Consider the following 14,904-nt stretch of genomic DNA (forward strand, 5'->3'; position numbering starts at 1 on the left):
GTTGGCGTGTGGGCGCACCCCGGCAGAGCTGGTTTAGCATTGAAGCGAAGCGGGGCGGCTTTCTCTAAAGGCATCACGATGGCCGATCGATATCAGGACAGACGTTACGGCGCCGCCAGCCACGGCCGCGGCGGCGAACAGTATGAGTCTGACCGTGTTGAGAGCGACCCGTTGGCCGAACTGGCGCGGCTGATCGGTCAGACCGATCCGTTCGGAACGGCGGGCCAGCCCAGCCCTCAGGTCCCACCGCGCGTCGTGCCGCGCCAGGACCATCGGCAGGGCCGGGACTACCGGCAAGATTTCTCGCAAGACTATCAACAGGACCACCAGCCGGAACCGGACCCCGATGAAGCACCAGCGCCGGCCGGCCCGCCGTCCTGGATTCAGCGCGCCAATATCCGTCGCGAGGCGGTGAGCGACGTCCGGCGGGAATTTCCGCCTGCCCCCCAGGCGGAGACTGGAAGGGAGGATTATGCAGGCTCGATGCATCCGCTGCACCAGTATGGCGTGACGCCGCAGCAGGCGCAGCCCGACGCGTATTATGGGGACCGGCAACATTACCAGGATGAGCAGGCCTATGCCGAGCCGCAGGCCGCGCTCGATCCGTCGCGGTACGACGATGCGCTCTATGGGCAGCTCGAAACCAGCTTGCAGGATCTGCAGCGCGAGCCGGGCTATCCCGACGATCCCTATGCCTACGAGGCGGGTTATCAGGAGGAGAGTGAGGAAGAGCCGGCGCAGCGGCGCCGCGGCCCGATGCTCGCGGTCATTGCCGTTCTGGCACTGGGAGTGCTGGGCACAGCGGCGGCCTATGGCTATCGGACCTATTTCACGCACACGCGCAGCGGTGAACCGCCGATCATCAAGGCGGATAACAGCCCGACCAAGATCATCCCGACGCCCTCCGACGGCAGCGCCAAGATGCCGGATCGGATTGCGCAGGGCGATGGCACCGAAAAAATCGTCCCCCGCGAAGAGCAGCCCGTGGACGTCAATGCCCGCGTCGCCGGCCCGCGCGTCGTCTTCCCGCCGCTGAACCAGAACGCCAATCCGCCATCGGCGGCGAGCGTCTCGGCCAATGCGATGCCGCCTGCGCCTCCGGGCACCGGACCGGCGGCGATGGTCAGCAATGGCACCTTGCCGAGTGCCGAGCCGCGCAAGATCAAGACTTTCTCAGTCAAGAGCGATGAGCCTGATACCGCAGCGGTGCCGGTCAATACGCAGGCGCCAGCCGCGGCCGCGAAGCAGCCAGCCGCCAAGAGCGCGAGCAGGACGTCGCCGACCCAGGCCAATGCCAGCGCGAATATGCCGTTGTCGCTGTCGCCTCAGGGACAACCGGCGCCGGCCGCCGAGACCCGGGTCGCGTCGACCGTGCCGACTCAGGTTTTGCCCAGCGCTCCTCCGGCGCCGAGCGGCGGCTATATGGTCCAGGTCTCCTCGCAGCGGAACGAGGCCGACGCCCAGGCGTCATTCCGTGCGCTGCAGAACAAGTTCCCGCAGGTCCTGGCTTCGCAGGCCCCGGTGATCAAGCGCGCGGATCTCGGCGAGAAAGGCGTCTACTACCGGGCGATGGTGGGTCCGTTCGGAACCTCGGAGGAAGCCGTGCAGTTCTGTGGCAATCTGAAAAATGCCGGCGGCCAGTGCGTCGTCCAGAGGAATTAGCTGCCGTTTCCTTGACCCCTTGATCGGCAGCGGGCTAATCGGCCGGTCATGACCAAGGCGTTCATCACCGGCCTTGCCGGAACCGAACTCAGCGATGCGGAACGCGCTTTCATCGCGGCGGAACGCCCGTGGGGCTTCATCCTCTTCAAGCGAAATGTCGAGACTCCCGGGCAAGTCTCTCGTTTGGTTAGAGAATTACGCGACTGTCTGGGCGAGCCTGATGCGCCGGTGTTGATTGACCAAGAAGGCGGCCGTGTAGCGCGCTTAGGCCCGCCGCACTGGCCCGCCTATCCGGCTGGCGCGCTGTTTGGTCGGCTCTATGACATCGATCCGGCGCTTGGACTGAAAGCGGCGCGGCTGAGCGCACGGCTCATTGCGGACGATCTGCATCAGCTCGGCGTCAACGTGGACTGCCTGCCGCTTGCCGATGTGCCGGTCGCCGGTGCCGATGCGGTGATCGGCAACCGCGCCTACGGGACGGAGCCCGACAAGGTCGCGGCAATCGCGCGGGCGGTGACGGAGGGATTGGAGCAGGGTGGTATTTTACCGGTTCTGAAACATATCCCGGGCCATGGACGGGCGACAGCCGATACCCATTTTAAGCTTCCGGTGGTCGATACGCCCAAACCCGAACTGGAACGCACCGATTTCGCGGCTTTTCGGCCGCTTTCGGACCTGCCGATGGCGATGACCGCACATGTTGTGTTTAGCGCCTTCGACCCCGCCCATCCGGCGACGACTTCTGCGACAATGATCGAACGGGTGATTCGCGGCGTGATCGGGTTCCAGGGTCTGTTAATGAGTGATGACGTGTCCATGAATGCGCTGGCGGGATCGATCGCCGAGCGGACGGCCGCGATCATTGCCGCCGGATGCGACATGGTTCTGCATTGCAACGGCAAGCTCGAGGAGATGCGCGACGTTGCCCGCATGACGCCCGAACTGTCGGGCACGGCCCAGCAGCGCGCAAGGCGCGCGTTGTCGTCGCGCAAGGCGCCGCAGCCGTTCGATCGGCAGGCGGCGCGGGCCGAACTGGATGCATTGATTGAGCGAGCGGGAATAGCTGGCGCATGACCGCGGAAATTCTGTCCTTTGAGACCGGCCGGCCAACCGAACTGGCCGAAGGCGAGCCGGCGCTGGTGGTCGACGTCGAGGGCTATGAGGGCCCGCTCGATCTTCTGCTCGCGCTCGCGCGCCAGCAGAAGGTCGATCTTCACAAGATCTCGATCCTGGCGCTGGCCGACCAGTATCTGCAGTTCATCGAGGAGGCGCGAAAGGTTCGCCTTGAGCTCGCGGCCGACTATCTGGTGATGGCGGCTTGGCTTGCCTTCCTGAAATCGCGGCTGCTGTTGCCGGAGCCGGCGGTACCGGACGGGCCGAGCGCCGAGGAGATGGCGACCGCGCTGGCTAACCGGCTGCGTCGGCTCGAGGCGATCCGCGAGGCGGCCAACCGGCTGCTGAACCGGCCGCAATTGCAGCGCGACATCTTTCCGCGCGGCAATCCCGAGGCCATCGCCGAGATTCGCCACCCCAAATACACGGCAACCCTGTACGACTTGCTCACGGCCTATGCGACGCAGCGCCAGCAAGGGGTGCTGGCATCGGTGCATCTGGCCAGGCGCACCGTGTGGTCGCTTGCGGAAGCGCGCGCATCGCTGGAACGGCTGATCGGCTTGCCCGAATCTGAGGATTGGGGCTGTCTCGACGAATATTTGGTTCGCTACGTTGCCGAACCCTCGCAACGCGCCACCGTCTTTGCCTCCAGCTTTGCGGCGGCGCTCGAACTCGTGCGCGAGGGGCAACTGGAACTGAACCAGAAAGAGGCGTTCGCGCCGATTTTCTTTCGCAAACGCCCGCCGCAGCCGCCGGCTGCAGAACCCGTGCCGGATATGACGGCCGAGTAGTTAAGTGTTGGAAGAAGGAGACCCAGCCATGGCAAGCTTGGCGGAAAAACGCGAAGCCATCGCCGAGGAGCCTGTTGCGGATCCGCAGGCGCGGCCCGAGGAATTGCGGCTGCTGGAAGCGCTGCTGTTCGCCTCCTCGGAACCGCTCGACACGGCGACGCTCGCCAAACGCATGCCCGAGGGCGTCGACGTCAAGGCTGCGCTGGCGCAGCTACAGGCGGATTATGCCCCGCGCGGCGTCAATCTGGTGCGCATCGCCAACAAATGGACCTTCCGTACCGCCGGCGACCTCGCCTGGCTGATGACGCGTGAAAGCACGGAGACGCGGCGGCTGTCGCGCGCGGCGATCGAGGTGCTGGCGATCATCGCCTATCACCAGCCGGTGACGCGGGCGGAGATCGAGGAAATTCGCGGCGTGGTCACCTCCAAGGGGACGCTCGACGTGCTGCTGGAGACTGGATGGATCCGGCCGCGCGGCCGCCGCAAGACGCCGGGCCGTCCACTGACGTTCGGGACCACGGAGGCGTTCCTATCGCAATTCAGTCTGGAGGCGCTCGGCGACCTGCCGGGCCTGGAGGAGCTCAAGGGGACCGGCATGCTGGATACGCGCCTGCCGACCGGCTTTACTGTTCCGACGCCATCGGATGATCCGACATTGCGCGAGGACGAGGATCCACTCGAGCCGGGTGATCTGGAACTCACGCTGGCGCCCGCGCCTGAACCGGAAAGCGGGAGCGGCGAGGGCGGAGACGCGGCGTAGCGACGCGGTCACTCGCAGAGCTGGACGATTCTGCTATCCGTTGTCCTTCGAGGCTTGCTTCGCAAGCACCTCCAGCGACAAACGGCGCAGCCGTTGGCGCGGGGATGACGGAGATGGTTTGGAGTTCAGGGCACCATTCCCGTAGGTTAACGGTGGCGCAAATAGCCGAGCTTCGGCCGCGATTTAACGCACCCGAAGTCCTTGTTTTTGACACCCGCCAAGCCTACGTTTGCGGCAAGATCAGGCCGGATCCCGGCCGTTTCGTGTTTTGGAGGTTGCAGGATGGGTTCGCTTAGCATTTGGCACTGGATCGTGGTGATCGCAGTCGTCCTCCTGCTGTTTGGCCGCGGCAAGATTTCGGACCTGATGGGCGACGTCGCGCAGGGGATCAAGGCCTTCAAGAAGGGCATGCAGGACGACGAGAAGACTGCCGACAAGCCTGAGCCGATGAAGAGCATCGATCACAATGCGGGCCAGCCGACGGCGGCGCGTTCGGATGTCGGCAGCAAGGCCGTCTGACCAGACGGACGCCGAGGAAAGCGCGGTCGGCCCCTCTGGCCTCTGCTGCGGGGCAAGATAGTTTCGCGTGAGCGGAAAGTTTGATGTTCGACATCGGGTGGAGTGAATTTGTCCTCATCGCGGTTGTCGCGCTGATTGCCATCGGCCCGAAGGAGCTGCCGGGGGTCTTGCGCACGGTCGGGCAATGGATGGGCAAGGCGCGCAAGATGGCCGCCGAATTCCAGAGCCAGTTTCAGGAAGCGCTGCGGGAGGCCGAGATGGCCGACCTGAAGAAGAGCTTCGACGAGGTGCGCGACGCCGCCAGCGGCTTCTCCGGTCGTAACCTGCTCTCCTCGCTGGAGAAGGACGTCTCGAGCTCGCTGCGCATTGACGACCTCGACAAGCCCACGGACAAACCTGCAGAGGCGACGGAGGCCCCGCCTGCCGTCGAGCCGCCGGTGACGCCGACTGCGCCGGAAGCGCCGGCGCCGCAGACGTTTGTCGAAGCCGAAACGCACGCGGCCAGCGAGCCGCTCGCCGTCGTCAGCGAGCACCAAGCCGCCGCCGCGCCGGACCAAGTACCGCCGGCTGCCTCTGACGAGCTCAAGGACGCCAAAGCGTCATGACCGATGCCGATATCGAGGCCAGCAAGGCACCGTTGCTTGATCATTTGATCGAGCTGCGCTCGCGCCTGATCAAGTCGCTGCTCGGCTTCGGCGTGGCCTTCATCTTCTGCTTCTTTTTCGCCAAGCAGATCTACAATGTCCTGGTCTGGCCGTTCGTCTGGGTGGCGGGGCCGGAGAACTCGAAGTTCATCTACACGGCGCTGCTGGAGTACTTCATCACCCAGCTCAAGCTCGCGCTGTTCGGCGCCGGCTTCATCTCGTTCCCGATCGTCGCGACCCAGATCTATAAATTCGTCGCGCCGGGCCTGTATCGGCACGAACGCAACGCGTTTCTGCCCTATCTGATCGCAACCCCGATCTTTTTCGTGCTCGGCGCCATGCTGGTCTATTTCGTTGTGCTGCCGATGCTGATCCGCTTTTCGCTCGGCATGCAGCAGGCCGCCGGCGCCGAGACGGCACAGATCGCGCTGCTGCCCAAGGTCGGCGAATATCTGTCTCTGATGATGTCGCTGATCTTCGCCTTCGGCATAGCGTTCCAGCTTCCGGTGATCCTGACGCTGCTCGGTCGGATCGGCATCATCACCTCCGAGACGCTGCGCAGCAAGCGCCGCTATTTCATCGTCATCGCCTTCATCATCGCCGCCGTCCTGACGCCGCCGGACGTGCTGAGCCAATCCTCGCTCGCGATCCCGCTGCTTCTGCTCTACGAAGGCTCCATCATCGCCGTGCGTATGGTGGAAAAGAAGGCTGCCGCACAGGCTGCCACGACGCCGACACCGCCCGCCGCCAACCCGGCGGAATAGGCCCCTAACCGGTCATCACGCTATATCCGCCATTTTCCGTCGCGCCCGGGCTTGACCCGGGCATCCGCGACTTGGTCTAAGGCGTGATCGATTTGGATAGAGACGGGACCGAACTATTACCGTCACCCTGAGGAGCTCGCGCAGCAAGCGTCTCGAGGGGACGCGGCCCGAGTGGCTGCAGCGGGGCCGTTCATCCTTCGAGGCTCGCGGNCGCTCGCACCTCAGGATGACGGTCGGAGATCGGCGTCCGTCTCAAAGACGTGGATGGCCGGGACAAGCCCGGCCATGACGGGAATTTGGCCATGCACGACATCAAGTGGATTCGCGAAAACCCTGAGAGCTTTGACACCGGCTTGAAACGCCGTGGGCTTGAGCCGCTGTCGGCCTCCTTGCTGTCGATCGATGAGAAACGCCGCGCAGCAATTCTGGCATCCGAACAGGCGCAGGCGCGGCGCAATGCGGCGTCCAAGGAAATCGGTGACGCCAAGAAAGCGAAGGATGAGGCCCGCGCGGCGGCGCTCATGGATGAGGTCGGAAAGCTCAAGACCACGCTGCCGGAGCTTGAGGCGGCCGCCAAAGCCGCCGACGAAGAATTGCGGGAGGCGCTCGCCGCGATACCGAACCTGCCGCTCGGAGAGGTGCCTGATGGCGTCGACGAGCACGGCAATGTGCAGCGCCACGTCTTCGGCAACAAGCGCAATTATGCGTTCATACCGAAGGCGCATGACGATCTCGGCGGCGCGCTCGGCTACATGGATTTCGAGACCGCGGCCAAATTGTCGGGCGCGCGTTTCGTGGTCCTGAAGAAGGGCCTGGCACGGCTCGAGCGCGCGATCGGCCAGTTCATGCTCGACCTGCACACCAACGAGCATGACTATACCGAGATCAATCCGCCCTTGCTGGTGCGCAACGAGGTGATGTTCGGCACCGGGCAGTTGCCGAAATTCGAGGACGATCAGTTCTGGGCGATCAAGGGTGAACTCTTGGCGAGCCCCGATGAGCGGCTGCGCAGCGAACGCCTCGGCCTGATCCCCACCGCCGAAGTCTCGCTCACCAATCTCGTGCGCGAAAGCATCCTCGACGAAAAGCAATTGCCGATGCGGCTCACGGCGCTGACGCCGTGCTTCCGCGCCGAGGCCGGCGCGGCCGGGCGCGACACCCGCGGCATGATCCGCCAGCATCAGTTCACCAAGGTGGAACTGGTCTCGATCACCACGCCCGAGACCAGCAAGGACGAACACGAGCGCATGCTCGCCTGCGCCGAAGAGGTGCTGCGCCAGCTCGACCTGCATTACCGGGTGATGACGCTGTGCACCGGCGACATGGGCTTTTCCTCGCAGAAGACCTACGACATCGAGGTCTGGATGCCGGGGCAGGGCGACGGCGGTGCCTTCCGCGAAATATCGAGCTGCTCGGTCTGCGGCGATTTCCAGGCGCGCCGCATGGATGCGCGCTATCGCGGCAGCGACGGCAAGCCGCGCTTCGTGCACACGCTGAACGGCTCCGGCACCGCGGTCGGCCGCGCGCTGATCGCAGTGATGGAAACCTATCAGCAGGAAGATGGCTCGATCGCCATACCCGACGTGCTGCAGCCCTATATGGGCGGTCTCAAGGTGATCGCGGCGCAATAGTTGCTGTGCGCCGCAGCTTGGAAGAGTTTGCCTCATTGGTATCCAGCGGATAAGACAAGACAAGATTTGATAATTGATCGAATAAGGACTTTTGGCTGAATGCGAATTCTCTGCACGAACGACGACGGCATTCACGCCCAGGGACTGAAAGTCGTCGAGCAGATCGCCCGCGCATTGTCCGATGACGTGTGGGTGGTCGCACCTGAACTCGACCAGTCCGGCGTGTCGCATTCACTGTCATTGAACGATCCCTTGCGGCTGCGCGAGGTGACGGAACGCCACTTTGCCGTGCGTGGCACGCCGACCGACTGCGTCATCATGGGCGCGCGGCACATTCTGTTGCCGAAACTGCCTGACGTCGTGCTGTCCGGCGTCAACAAGGGGCGCAACGTCGCGGAGGACGTGGTTTATTCCGGCACCATCGCAGGCGCCCTGGAGGGCACCATCCTGGGCCTGCCGTCATTCGCGCTGTCGCAGGAATTTTCAGCCGACACGCGCGAGAGACCGTTGTGGGACACCGCGCTGAAATTCGCGCCCGATATCATCCGCAAGGTGATCGCGGCCGGCGTGCCGAAGAATACCGTGATCAATATCAACTTTCCCGCCTGCGCGCCGGAAGACGTCGCGGGCATACAGGTCACGCGCCAGGGCAAGCGCAATCTCGGCTTCCTGAAAGTCGATCAGCGCCGCGACGGCCGAGGCAATCCCTACTTCTGGATCGGTTTTGAGCGCACGGCGATGATGGACGCGCCGGAGGAGGGCACTGATCTTGCCGCACTCGCCGCGCGTTACGTCTCAGTGACCCCGCTGCGGCTGAACCGGACGGACGAAGCGTTCTCTGCAGAGCTGGCCGAGATGTTGCGCTGACGCTCCCTCCAGTGTCATTGCGAGCGCAAGCGAAGCAATCCAGACTTTCTGCGCGGATGCAGTCCGGATTGCCTCGTCGCTTTCGCTCCTCGCAATGACGGGAGTGGTTGAAGGCGCTCGTTCCTTTCCGTGACTCGATCGGTGGATGCTCCAAAGACCATCAGCACCGGCTTTGTTTAGCCGAACGCTGCGGCATACGTACGAAGGTGTCTTCCGGGCTGAGGATGCGCCCGTCCTGGGCGCGCAGTTCAAGCTTTCGCACGGGGAGGGATGTCTTCTTGTCCAAGAGCAGGACGTGCGTCTCGTCGGGCTCAAAGAAGAAGTCTTCACCCCATTGCCGGAGCGCGACAAGAACGGGAAATAAGCCGCGGCCCTTTGCGGTCAGCACATATTCCTGGTGAGGGCTTCCGTCGGCGGCAGGTACGGTATCCATGATCCCGTGCGCGACCAGATTGCGCAGACGGGCTGAAAGGATGTTCTTCGCAAGTCCCAGGTTCTTCTGAAACTCCCCGAAGCGGCGCAGGCCGTCGAACGCGTCGCGCACAATCAGAAGCGACCACCAGTCGCCGATCGCATCGAGCGGCCGCGCCACGCCGCAAAGCGAATCCTTGTGGCTTATTCTCTTCGCCATTGCGGTCAGCCTTCCATCCTCGCCCTGCACAACGCCGGCGGACCCGGGTTACTTGCCCGCGGATATAATGGTTGCAATCTAAAACCTCAAGCGGTATAGCGAATGAGTGGTTTTAGTTTGAAACCAACTTTGTCAATTATGAGGACCCCCAAATGATCCGATCCGATGCCACCTTCGACGGCACCTTTGCCTTCGCGCCGCATTTCAGCGGCGCTCCCGGCTTCCAGATGCACTATGTCGACGAAGGTCCGCGCGGCGGCGAGGTGGTCCTTTGCCTGCATGGCGAGCCGACCTGGGGCTATCTGTTTCGCCACCTCGTTCCGGTTCTCGGCAGGACTCACCGGGTGGTCGTGCCCGATCACATGGGCTTTGGGAAGAGCGAGACTCCGCAGCACCGCAGTTATTGGCTGCAGGATCACATCGACAATCTCGAGCGGTTCGTCGTCGCGCTCGACCTGCGCGACATCACCCTTGTCATGCACGATTTCGGCGGTCCCGTGGGGATGGCATTGGCCGCGCGGCATCCGGACCGCATTCGTCGCGTGATCTCGGCCAACGGACCGACGCCGTTCGGCCAGGCCGATCTCGTTGACCGCGTGACCGCGAATGCGCGTATCGCTCCCTGGTTTCAATGGATCGCCAAAGCCGAGGCAGATGGCACTCTGGAGCCGGTGCTGGGGCAACTCGGCTTCAACATCCTGAGTACGCTCAAGCTCAACGGCTTCGAGAACAATGCGATCATCACCGATACTTGGCTCGCCGCCTATGGCGCGCCATTCGCGAATCCCGCCGACTGCCTTGGCGCGATCGGTTGGGCGAAGGGTTTTGCGATCGGTGCCCATAGATTCGAAACGCCTGACGCTGCCGCGGAGCGCGCGATCCGTGGGAAGCCCGCGCTCGCGATCTGGGGCGAAGCCGACCGCACGCTCCGGGCTGAATATTTCCTGCCGCTTTTCAGCGCGCTCTTTCCCGACGCGCCGATCAAGCGTCTCGCCGGCGTCGGGCATTACTGCCTGGAGGATGCTCCGGACGACGTCACAACGCTGATCTCGGCATTCGTTCAAGAGACCTGATGGCACTCCACGCAAACTAAGAGCGCGCGAAGGATCAACGAGGCGGGCATCTTTCCGCCCCGATAGGTTGCAAATTGAAACTATGAAGGAATGTGTCAATGCAGATCGAAGGTGGAGCCGGCGCGGCTGTCGGCAAAGCGGTGAAGGACGTTGGCGGCGCAACGTCGGCCACGATCGAGACCGGCGCATTGTCGCGCGGGGTGGCACTTCTGTTTGCCGTTGCCTGCGGTCTCGCTGTCGCCAACGTCTATTACGCCCAGCCGTTGCTCGACACGATGGCCGACGAATTCGGGATGAGCCGCGCAACGGTCGGGCTCGTCATCAGCGTCACCCAGGTCGGCTATGGTCTCGGGCTTCTCCTGTTGGTGCCGCTCGGCGACCTGCTGAACCGGCGACGCCTGATCGTCGGCCAGTCCCTCCTCTCGGTGTTGGCGCTTCTCATTGTCGCCGTGGCGCCGACAAGTGCGCTTCTCCTCGCCGGAATGGTGGCGGTCGGCCTGCTCGCTGTCGTCACCCAGACCCTCGTGGCCTATGCGGCGACCCTGGCGCATCCTTGCCAGCGCGGCAGCGCAGTGGGCACCGTCACCAGCGGCATCATCATCGGGATTCTCCTTGCCCGAACCATCTCCGGCACCTTGTCGGACCTGTTCGGCTGGCGATCGGTCTACCTTGCCTCGGCTGGCGCAACGTTGGCGGTGGCGACCGTCCTGGCAAGGTTGCTGCCGCGGCAGGACGTGCACGGCGCCTCCATGTCCTACCCGGAGCTGATCGGATCAGTGTTCACGCTGTTCGTCGAGGAACCAGTGTTGCGCATTCGCGCCGTGCTCGCCTTGCTGATCTTTGCGACCATGACCGTTCTGTGGACCCCCATGGTGCTGCCGCTGAGTGCGCCGCCGTTCTCGCTGTCCCACACGCAGGTCGGCCTGTTCGGTCTCGCCGGCGCGATGGGCGCCGTTGGTGCGACCAGCGCCGGCCGTCTTGCAGATCGGGGCAAGGCGCAATGGGCAACGGGCCTGGCACTATCGATCATGCTGGTCTCATGGCTGCCGGCTGCGCTCCTGTATCATTCGCTGTGGGGCCTGATCGTCTGCGTCATTGCCATGGACTTCGCCCTGCAATCGGTGCATGTCGCCAATCAGAGCCTGATCCTGCGCACGCGGCCCGAGGCGCGCAGCCGGCTCACCGCCGGCTACATGATCTTCTACTCGATCGGCAGCGCCACCGGTTCGGTTGTCTCGACGCTCGTCTTTGCGCAGGCCGGCTGGATCGGCGTGTGCGCGCTAGGCGGTGCGATCAGCGCCATCGCCTTGCTGTTCTGGTTCTTCACGCGCCATCTGACACCGGAGCTGGCGCGTTGACTGGATTTGCTCACGAGCGGCGTCACTGTCACGACTTCGCGTGAGCAAGCGTTCGCTTCGAAGCTGATTCCAGCTCAGAGATTCGAGGCTCGGGAGTTAATGGTCTTGCAGAGGCGATGGAAATACGTTCGCAGAAAACCCCAATCCCATCGATTGGGATCGCGGCGCGTGACCCATCATTCCGACGCTGCAACCACCAATTCCTGAGCCTTCGTTCCCCAGTCCGCCATTGCCACCATCAAAGGGCGAAGCGTCTGTCCCAGGTCTGTCAGGCGGCCTCGATCACGCCGGCGCGTTGCGTAGGGCGGTGTCGATCACCCTGCCGAGCGTCTCCAGTTGAAACGGCTTCTGCAGCGCAGGACGGTCGCGATATTCTTCGGGCAGGCCGGAGGAGCCGTAGCCGGTGGCGAAGATGAAGGGGCGGTTGCGGGCCTTGACCAGATCGGCGACGGGGGAGATCACCTTACCGTTCACGTTTACGTCAAGGATGGCGAGGTCGTAGTAGGTCGATTGCGCCAGCCGGATCGCCTCGTTGATTTCGCCGGCCTCGGCCGCAACCGTGTAGCCGAGCTCTTCAAGCATGTCGGCAACCATCATCCTGATCATGACCTCGTCTTCGACGAGGAACACAGAGCCGCGCGGCGGCCGCGTCGCAGTCATGATGTCAGTCCTTGCCCATTCCCCTGATCGGAAGGTTGGCAAATCTTTGCCAGGGACGCAACGCCAACATTGCCTGAAAACCCGCCCATCGCCCGTGGCATCGTCGGCCGAACGAGCGCATTGATCGCTAACGCATTAAACGTCAAGTTAGCACGGCGGGTTCCTAGGACGGAACACTGATTCGGGGCCATGGGATTGCGTGTATCCGCCCATCTCACGTCAACCTTGTCCGGCCGATCTCGTTAGATTTCACGAGAGGTTGCGCAAGAGCGAGAGCCAAATGTCGGCGACCACTCCTCCGGAAAAGATGATGTTCCAGTTGACGCTGCGGCGACGCGGCATCAGCGATCAGGCGGTGTTGCGCGCCATGGAGGAAGTGCCGCGGGAGTCGTTTGTCGAGCAGACCGATCGTGCCGATGCCTATTGCGATACTGCGCTCGGCATTGCCTGCGGACAGACCATCAGCCAACCCTTCGTGGTCGCCTACATGACCGAGCAGCTCAAGCTGCAAAAGCGCCACCGGGTGCTCGAGATCGGTACAGGCTCGGGCTACCAGGCCGCGGTCCTGTCGCGCCTCGCCGGCCATGTGGTGACCATGGAGCGCTTCCGGACGCTCGCGGACGGCGCGCGCCGACGGCTGGAGGATCTCGGTTACCACAACATCGAGGTCATGCTGGGCGACGGTTTTGCCGTGCCCGAGCAACTCGGTCCGTTTGACCGTATCATCGTCACGGCGGCCATGGCGCAGATCCCGGACGAACTGATGCAGCGGCTCGAGCCCGAGGGCATCCTGATCGCGCCGGTGGGGCCGCCGCACGGCGTCCAGACGCTGGTTCGCATCGTCAGGACCGAGACCGGCTTCGACCGCAAGGAGCTGGTCGATGTGCGCTTCGTGCCGGCGCTTCCGGGCGTCGCCAAAGAACTCTGAAGCGGCAGCTCAGAGTGCCGGATCGGCTGGCCCGCCAAGATCTTACTCGCAGGGTTAAGCGCTTGTTTACTGGGAATGTGTTTACTCAAATCGGTATTTTGTTGCGTACGAGTGAGTAACCATGTCCCGTGTTGCCGAGTTGCTTTGCGCACGCCGCGTACCGCATGCTGCGGCGTTGACGCTGATCTCGTTCGCTTTTGCCGGCTGCAGCGCCGACATGTCGACGCGATTGTCCCAGGGCGGTTTTTCCAATCCCTTTGCCTCGCAGCAGGAAGCCACCGGCTCGGTCGCCGCCGCGCCCGCGCCGCAGGTCGAACGGCACGAGTTGCCGCAATATGCCCGGCCGCAATCCTCTTATGGGTCATCCGCCGGCGCTCCGCCGGTAGTTGCCGCGCCGCAGTCCTATCCGACCGCGAGCGCCGGCGTGTCCGGTGGGGGACGGGGCGTGGCGTCCTATACGCCGCCGCCCCAGCCCAGGCTCGAGGCGACCGGTACCGTGCCGCCGCGTTCTGTCGCCGCTAGTCGTCCGCCGACCCATATCAAGGTGATCGTCGGCACCAGCGACACGCTGGAGGTGCTGGCGCATCGTTATCACGTGACACCGGCGGCGATCCTGGCCGCCAATGGCTACAAGGGGCCGCGGACGCTGTCGCCCGGACAGTCGCTTATCATTCCGCAGCCGACTGAGACTGCCGCAGCGATTCCGGCCGCTGCGCCCGCCCTTGCGCCTGTGGCGCCGGCGGCCAAACCGGCGGCTGTGGCTGCCGCGCCCGGCATTCATGTGGTCAACTCCGGCGACACCCTGCACAGCATCGCCCGCCGGTACCACGTCTCGGTGGTGGAACTTGCCCGGGCCAATCATCTCGACACTGGCGCCAAGCTCAAGCTCGGCACCCGGCTGACCGTCCCGGCTAAGGCGATCGCCGCGGCGCCGGCAATCGCCGCTCCGGTTGCGGCTGGAGCGCCGCAGCAGATTGCCGCTGCGCCTGTGGCCGCGCCCAAGCTCGCGGCAGCGGTTCCGCAGCAGACCGCGCGGCTTGCCCAGGCGAGCCCGGCCGCCGAGGACGGCGCGCCTGAGAGCCCGGTCAAGGCCAGCGAGGCCACCGGTGCGCTGCCGACGTTCCGCTGGCCGGTGCGCGGCAAGGTGATCGCGAGCTACGGCGCCAAGACCAACGGCAAGTCCAATGACGGCATCAACCTCGCAGTGCCCGAGGGTACGCCGGTCAAGGCCGCGGAGGACGGCGTCGTCGCTTACGCGGGAAATGAATTGAAGGGGTATGGCAATCTGGTCCTGGTGCGGCATGCCAACGGCTATGTCACCGCATATGCCCATGCGAGTGAGGTGTTGGTCAAACGCGGGGATACGATCAAGCGTGGCCAGGTGATTGCCAAATCCGGCCAGTCGGGTGAAGTGGCCTCGCCGCAGCTCCACTTCGAGATCCGCAAGGGATCGACGCCGGTCGATCCCTTGCAGTTCCTGAACGGGGCGTGAGGCGCTGGCGC

15 protein-coding genes are annotated in these 14,904 nt (G+C 64.1%); 13 read left to right on the forward strand and 2 right to left on the reverse strand.

The features are described 5' to 3' along the window. The first annotated feature begins 78 nt into the window (after positions 1-78). From F758_RS0105900 to surE, 9 genes are all read left to right on the forward strand, one after another. Positions 79-1,662: an SPOR domain-containing protein gene (locus tag F758_RS0105900; protein WP_024506995.1), complete on the forward strand. Its 1,584-nt coding sequence runs from the start codon at positions 79-81 to the stop codon at positions 1,660-1,662. 48 nt (positions 1,663-1,710) lie between these two features. Further along, positions 1,711-2,736: a beta-N-acetylhexosaminidase gene (nagZ, locus tag F758_RS0105905; protein WP_024506996.1), complete on the forward strand. Its 1,026-nt coding sequence runs from the start codon at positions 1,711-1,713 to the stop codon at positions 2,734-2,736. Continuing rightward, positions 2,733-3,566 (forward strand): segregation and condensation protein A, encoded by an 834-nt coding sequence (locus F758_RS0105910; RefSeq protein WP_024506997.1) that lies wholly within the window; start codon positions 2,733-2,735, stop codon positions 3,564-3,566. Before nagZ ends, F758_RS0105910 begins: the two co-directional genes overlap by 4 nt. 28 nt (positions 3,567-3,594) lie before the next feature. Next, positions 3,595-4,326, forward strand: a complete 732-nt coding sequence (gene scpB / locus F758_RS0105915; RefSeq protein WP_024506998.1) for an SMC-Scp complex subunit ScpB — start codon at positions 3,595-3,597, stop codon at positions 4,324-4,326. A gap of 282 nt (positions 4,327-4,608) precedes the next feature. Further along, positions 4,609-4,845 carry a twin-arginine translocase TatA/TatE family subunit gene (locus F758_RS0105920; RefSeq protein WP_024506999.1) on the forward strand — a complete coding sequence of 79 codons (237 nt, stop codon included), beginning with the start codon at positions 4,609-4,611 and terminating at the stop codon, positions 4,843-4,845. Between the two features lie 83 nt (positions 4,846-4,928). Then, positions 4,929-5,450, forward strand: a complete 522-nt coding sequence (gene tatB / locus F758_RS0105925; protein ID WP_024507000.1) for a Sec-independent protein translocase protein TatB — start codon at positions 4,929-4,931, stop codon at positions 5,448-5,450. Continuing rightward, positions 5,447-6,253, forward strand: a complete 807-nt coding sequence (tatC, locus tag F758_RS0105930) for a twin-arginine translocase subunit TatC (RefSeq protein WP_024507001.1) — start codon at positions 5,447-5,449, stop codon at positions 6,251-6,253. Before tatB ends, tatC begins: the two co-directional genes overlap by 4 nt. Before the next feature lie 302 nt (positions 6,254-6,555). Continuing rightward, positions 6,556-7,884 carry a serine--tRNA ligase gene (serS, locus tag F758_RS0105935; RefSeq protein ID WP_024507002.1) on the forward strand — a complete coding sequence of 443 codons (1,329 nt, stop codon included), beginning with the start codon at positions 6,556-6,558 and terminating at the stop codon, positions 7,882-7,884. A gap of 99 nt (positions 7,885-7,983) precedes the next feature. Continuing rightward, a complete protein-coding gene (gene surE, locus F758_RS0105940; protein ID WP_024507003.1) occupies positions 7,984-8,751 on the forward strand; it encodes a 5'/3'-nucleotidase SurE in 768 nt (255 codons plus the stop codon). 160 nt (positions 8,752-8,911) lie between these two features. Here surE and F758_RS0105945 read toward each other — a convergent pair whose 3' ends face one another. Beyond that, complete coding sequence (locus F758_RS0105945; protein WP_024507004.1) at positions 8,912-9,382, reverse strand: winged helix-turn-helix transcriptional regulator; 471 nt, start codon at positions 9,380-9,382, stop codon at positions 8,912-8,914. 152 nt (positions 9,383-9,534) lie between these two features. On the opposite strand from F758_RS0105945, the gene F758_RS0105950 reads away from it, so the two are divergent. After that, positions 9,535-10,455, forward strand: coding sequence for an alpha/beta fold hydrolase (locus tag F758_RS0105950; RefSeq protein WP_024507005.1), 921 nt, complete (start codon positions 9,535-9,537; stop codon positions 10,453-10,455). A 98-nt stretch (positions 10,456-10,553) separates the two neighbouring features. Beyond that, positions 10,554-11,813, forward strand: coding sequence for an MFS transporter (locus tag F758_RS0105955; RefSeq protein WP_024507006.1), 1,260 nt, complete (start codon positions 10,554-10,556; stop codon positions 11,811-11,813). A gap of 282 nt (positions 11,814-12,095) precedes the next feature. On the opposite strand, the gene F758_RS0105960 is transcribed toward F758_RS0105955, so the two are convergent. Next, positions 12,096-12,473 (reverse strand): response regulator, encoded by a 378-nt coding sequence (locus F758_RS0105960; RefSeq protein WP_024507007.1) that lies wholly within the window; start codon positions 12,471-12,473, stop codon positions 12,096-12,098. Positions 12,474-12,753: 280 nt separating this feature from the next. Between F758_RS0105960 and F758_RS0105965 the strand changes: the two genes are divergently transcribed. Continuing rightward, complete coding sequence (locus F758_RS0105965; protein ID WP_024507008.1) at positions 12,754-13,401, forward strand: protein-L-isoaspartate(D-aspartate) O-methyltransferase; 648 nt, start codon at positions 12,754-12,756, stop codon at positions 13,399-13,401. A gap of 121 nt (positions 13,402-13,522) precedes the next feature. Beyond that, positions 13,523-14,893 carry a LysM peptidoglycan-binding domain-containing M23 family metallopeptidase gene (locus F758_RS0105970; protein ID WP_024507009.1) on the forward strand — a complete coding sequence of 457 codons (1,371 nt, stop codon included), beginning with the start codon at positions 13,523-13,525 and terminating at the stop codon, positions 14,891-14,893. Positions 14,894-14,904 lie beyond the last annotated feature (11 nt).

The organism is Bradyrhizobium sp. ARR65 (genome assembly GCF_000472385.1).
Lineage (GTDB): Bacteria > Pseudomonadota > Alphaproteobacteria > Rhizobiales > Xanthobacteraceae > Bradyrhizobium.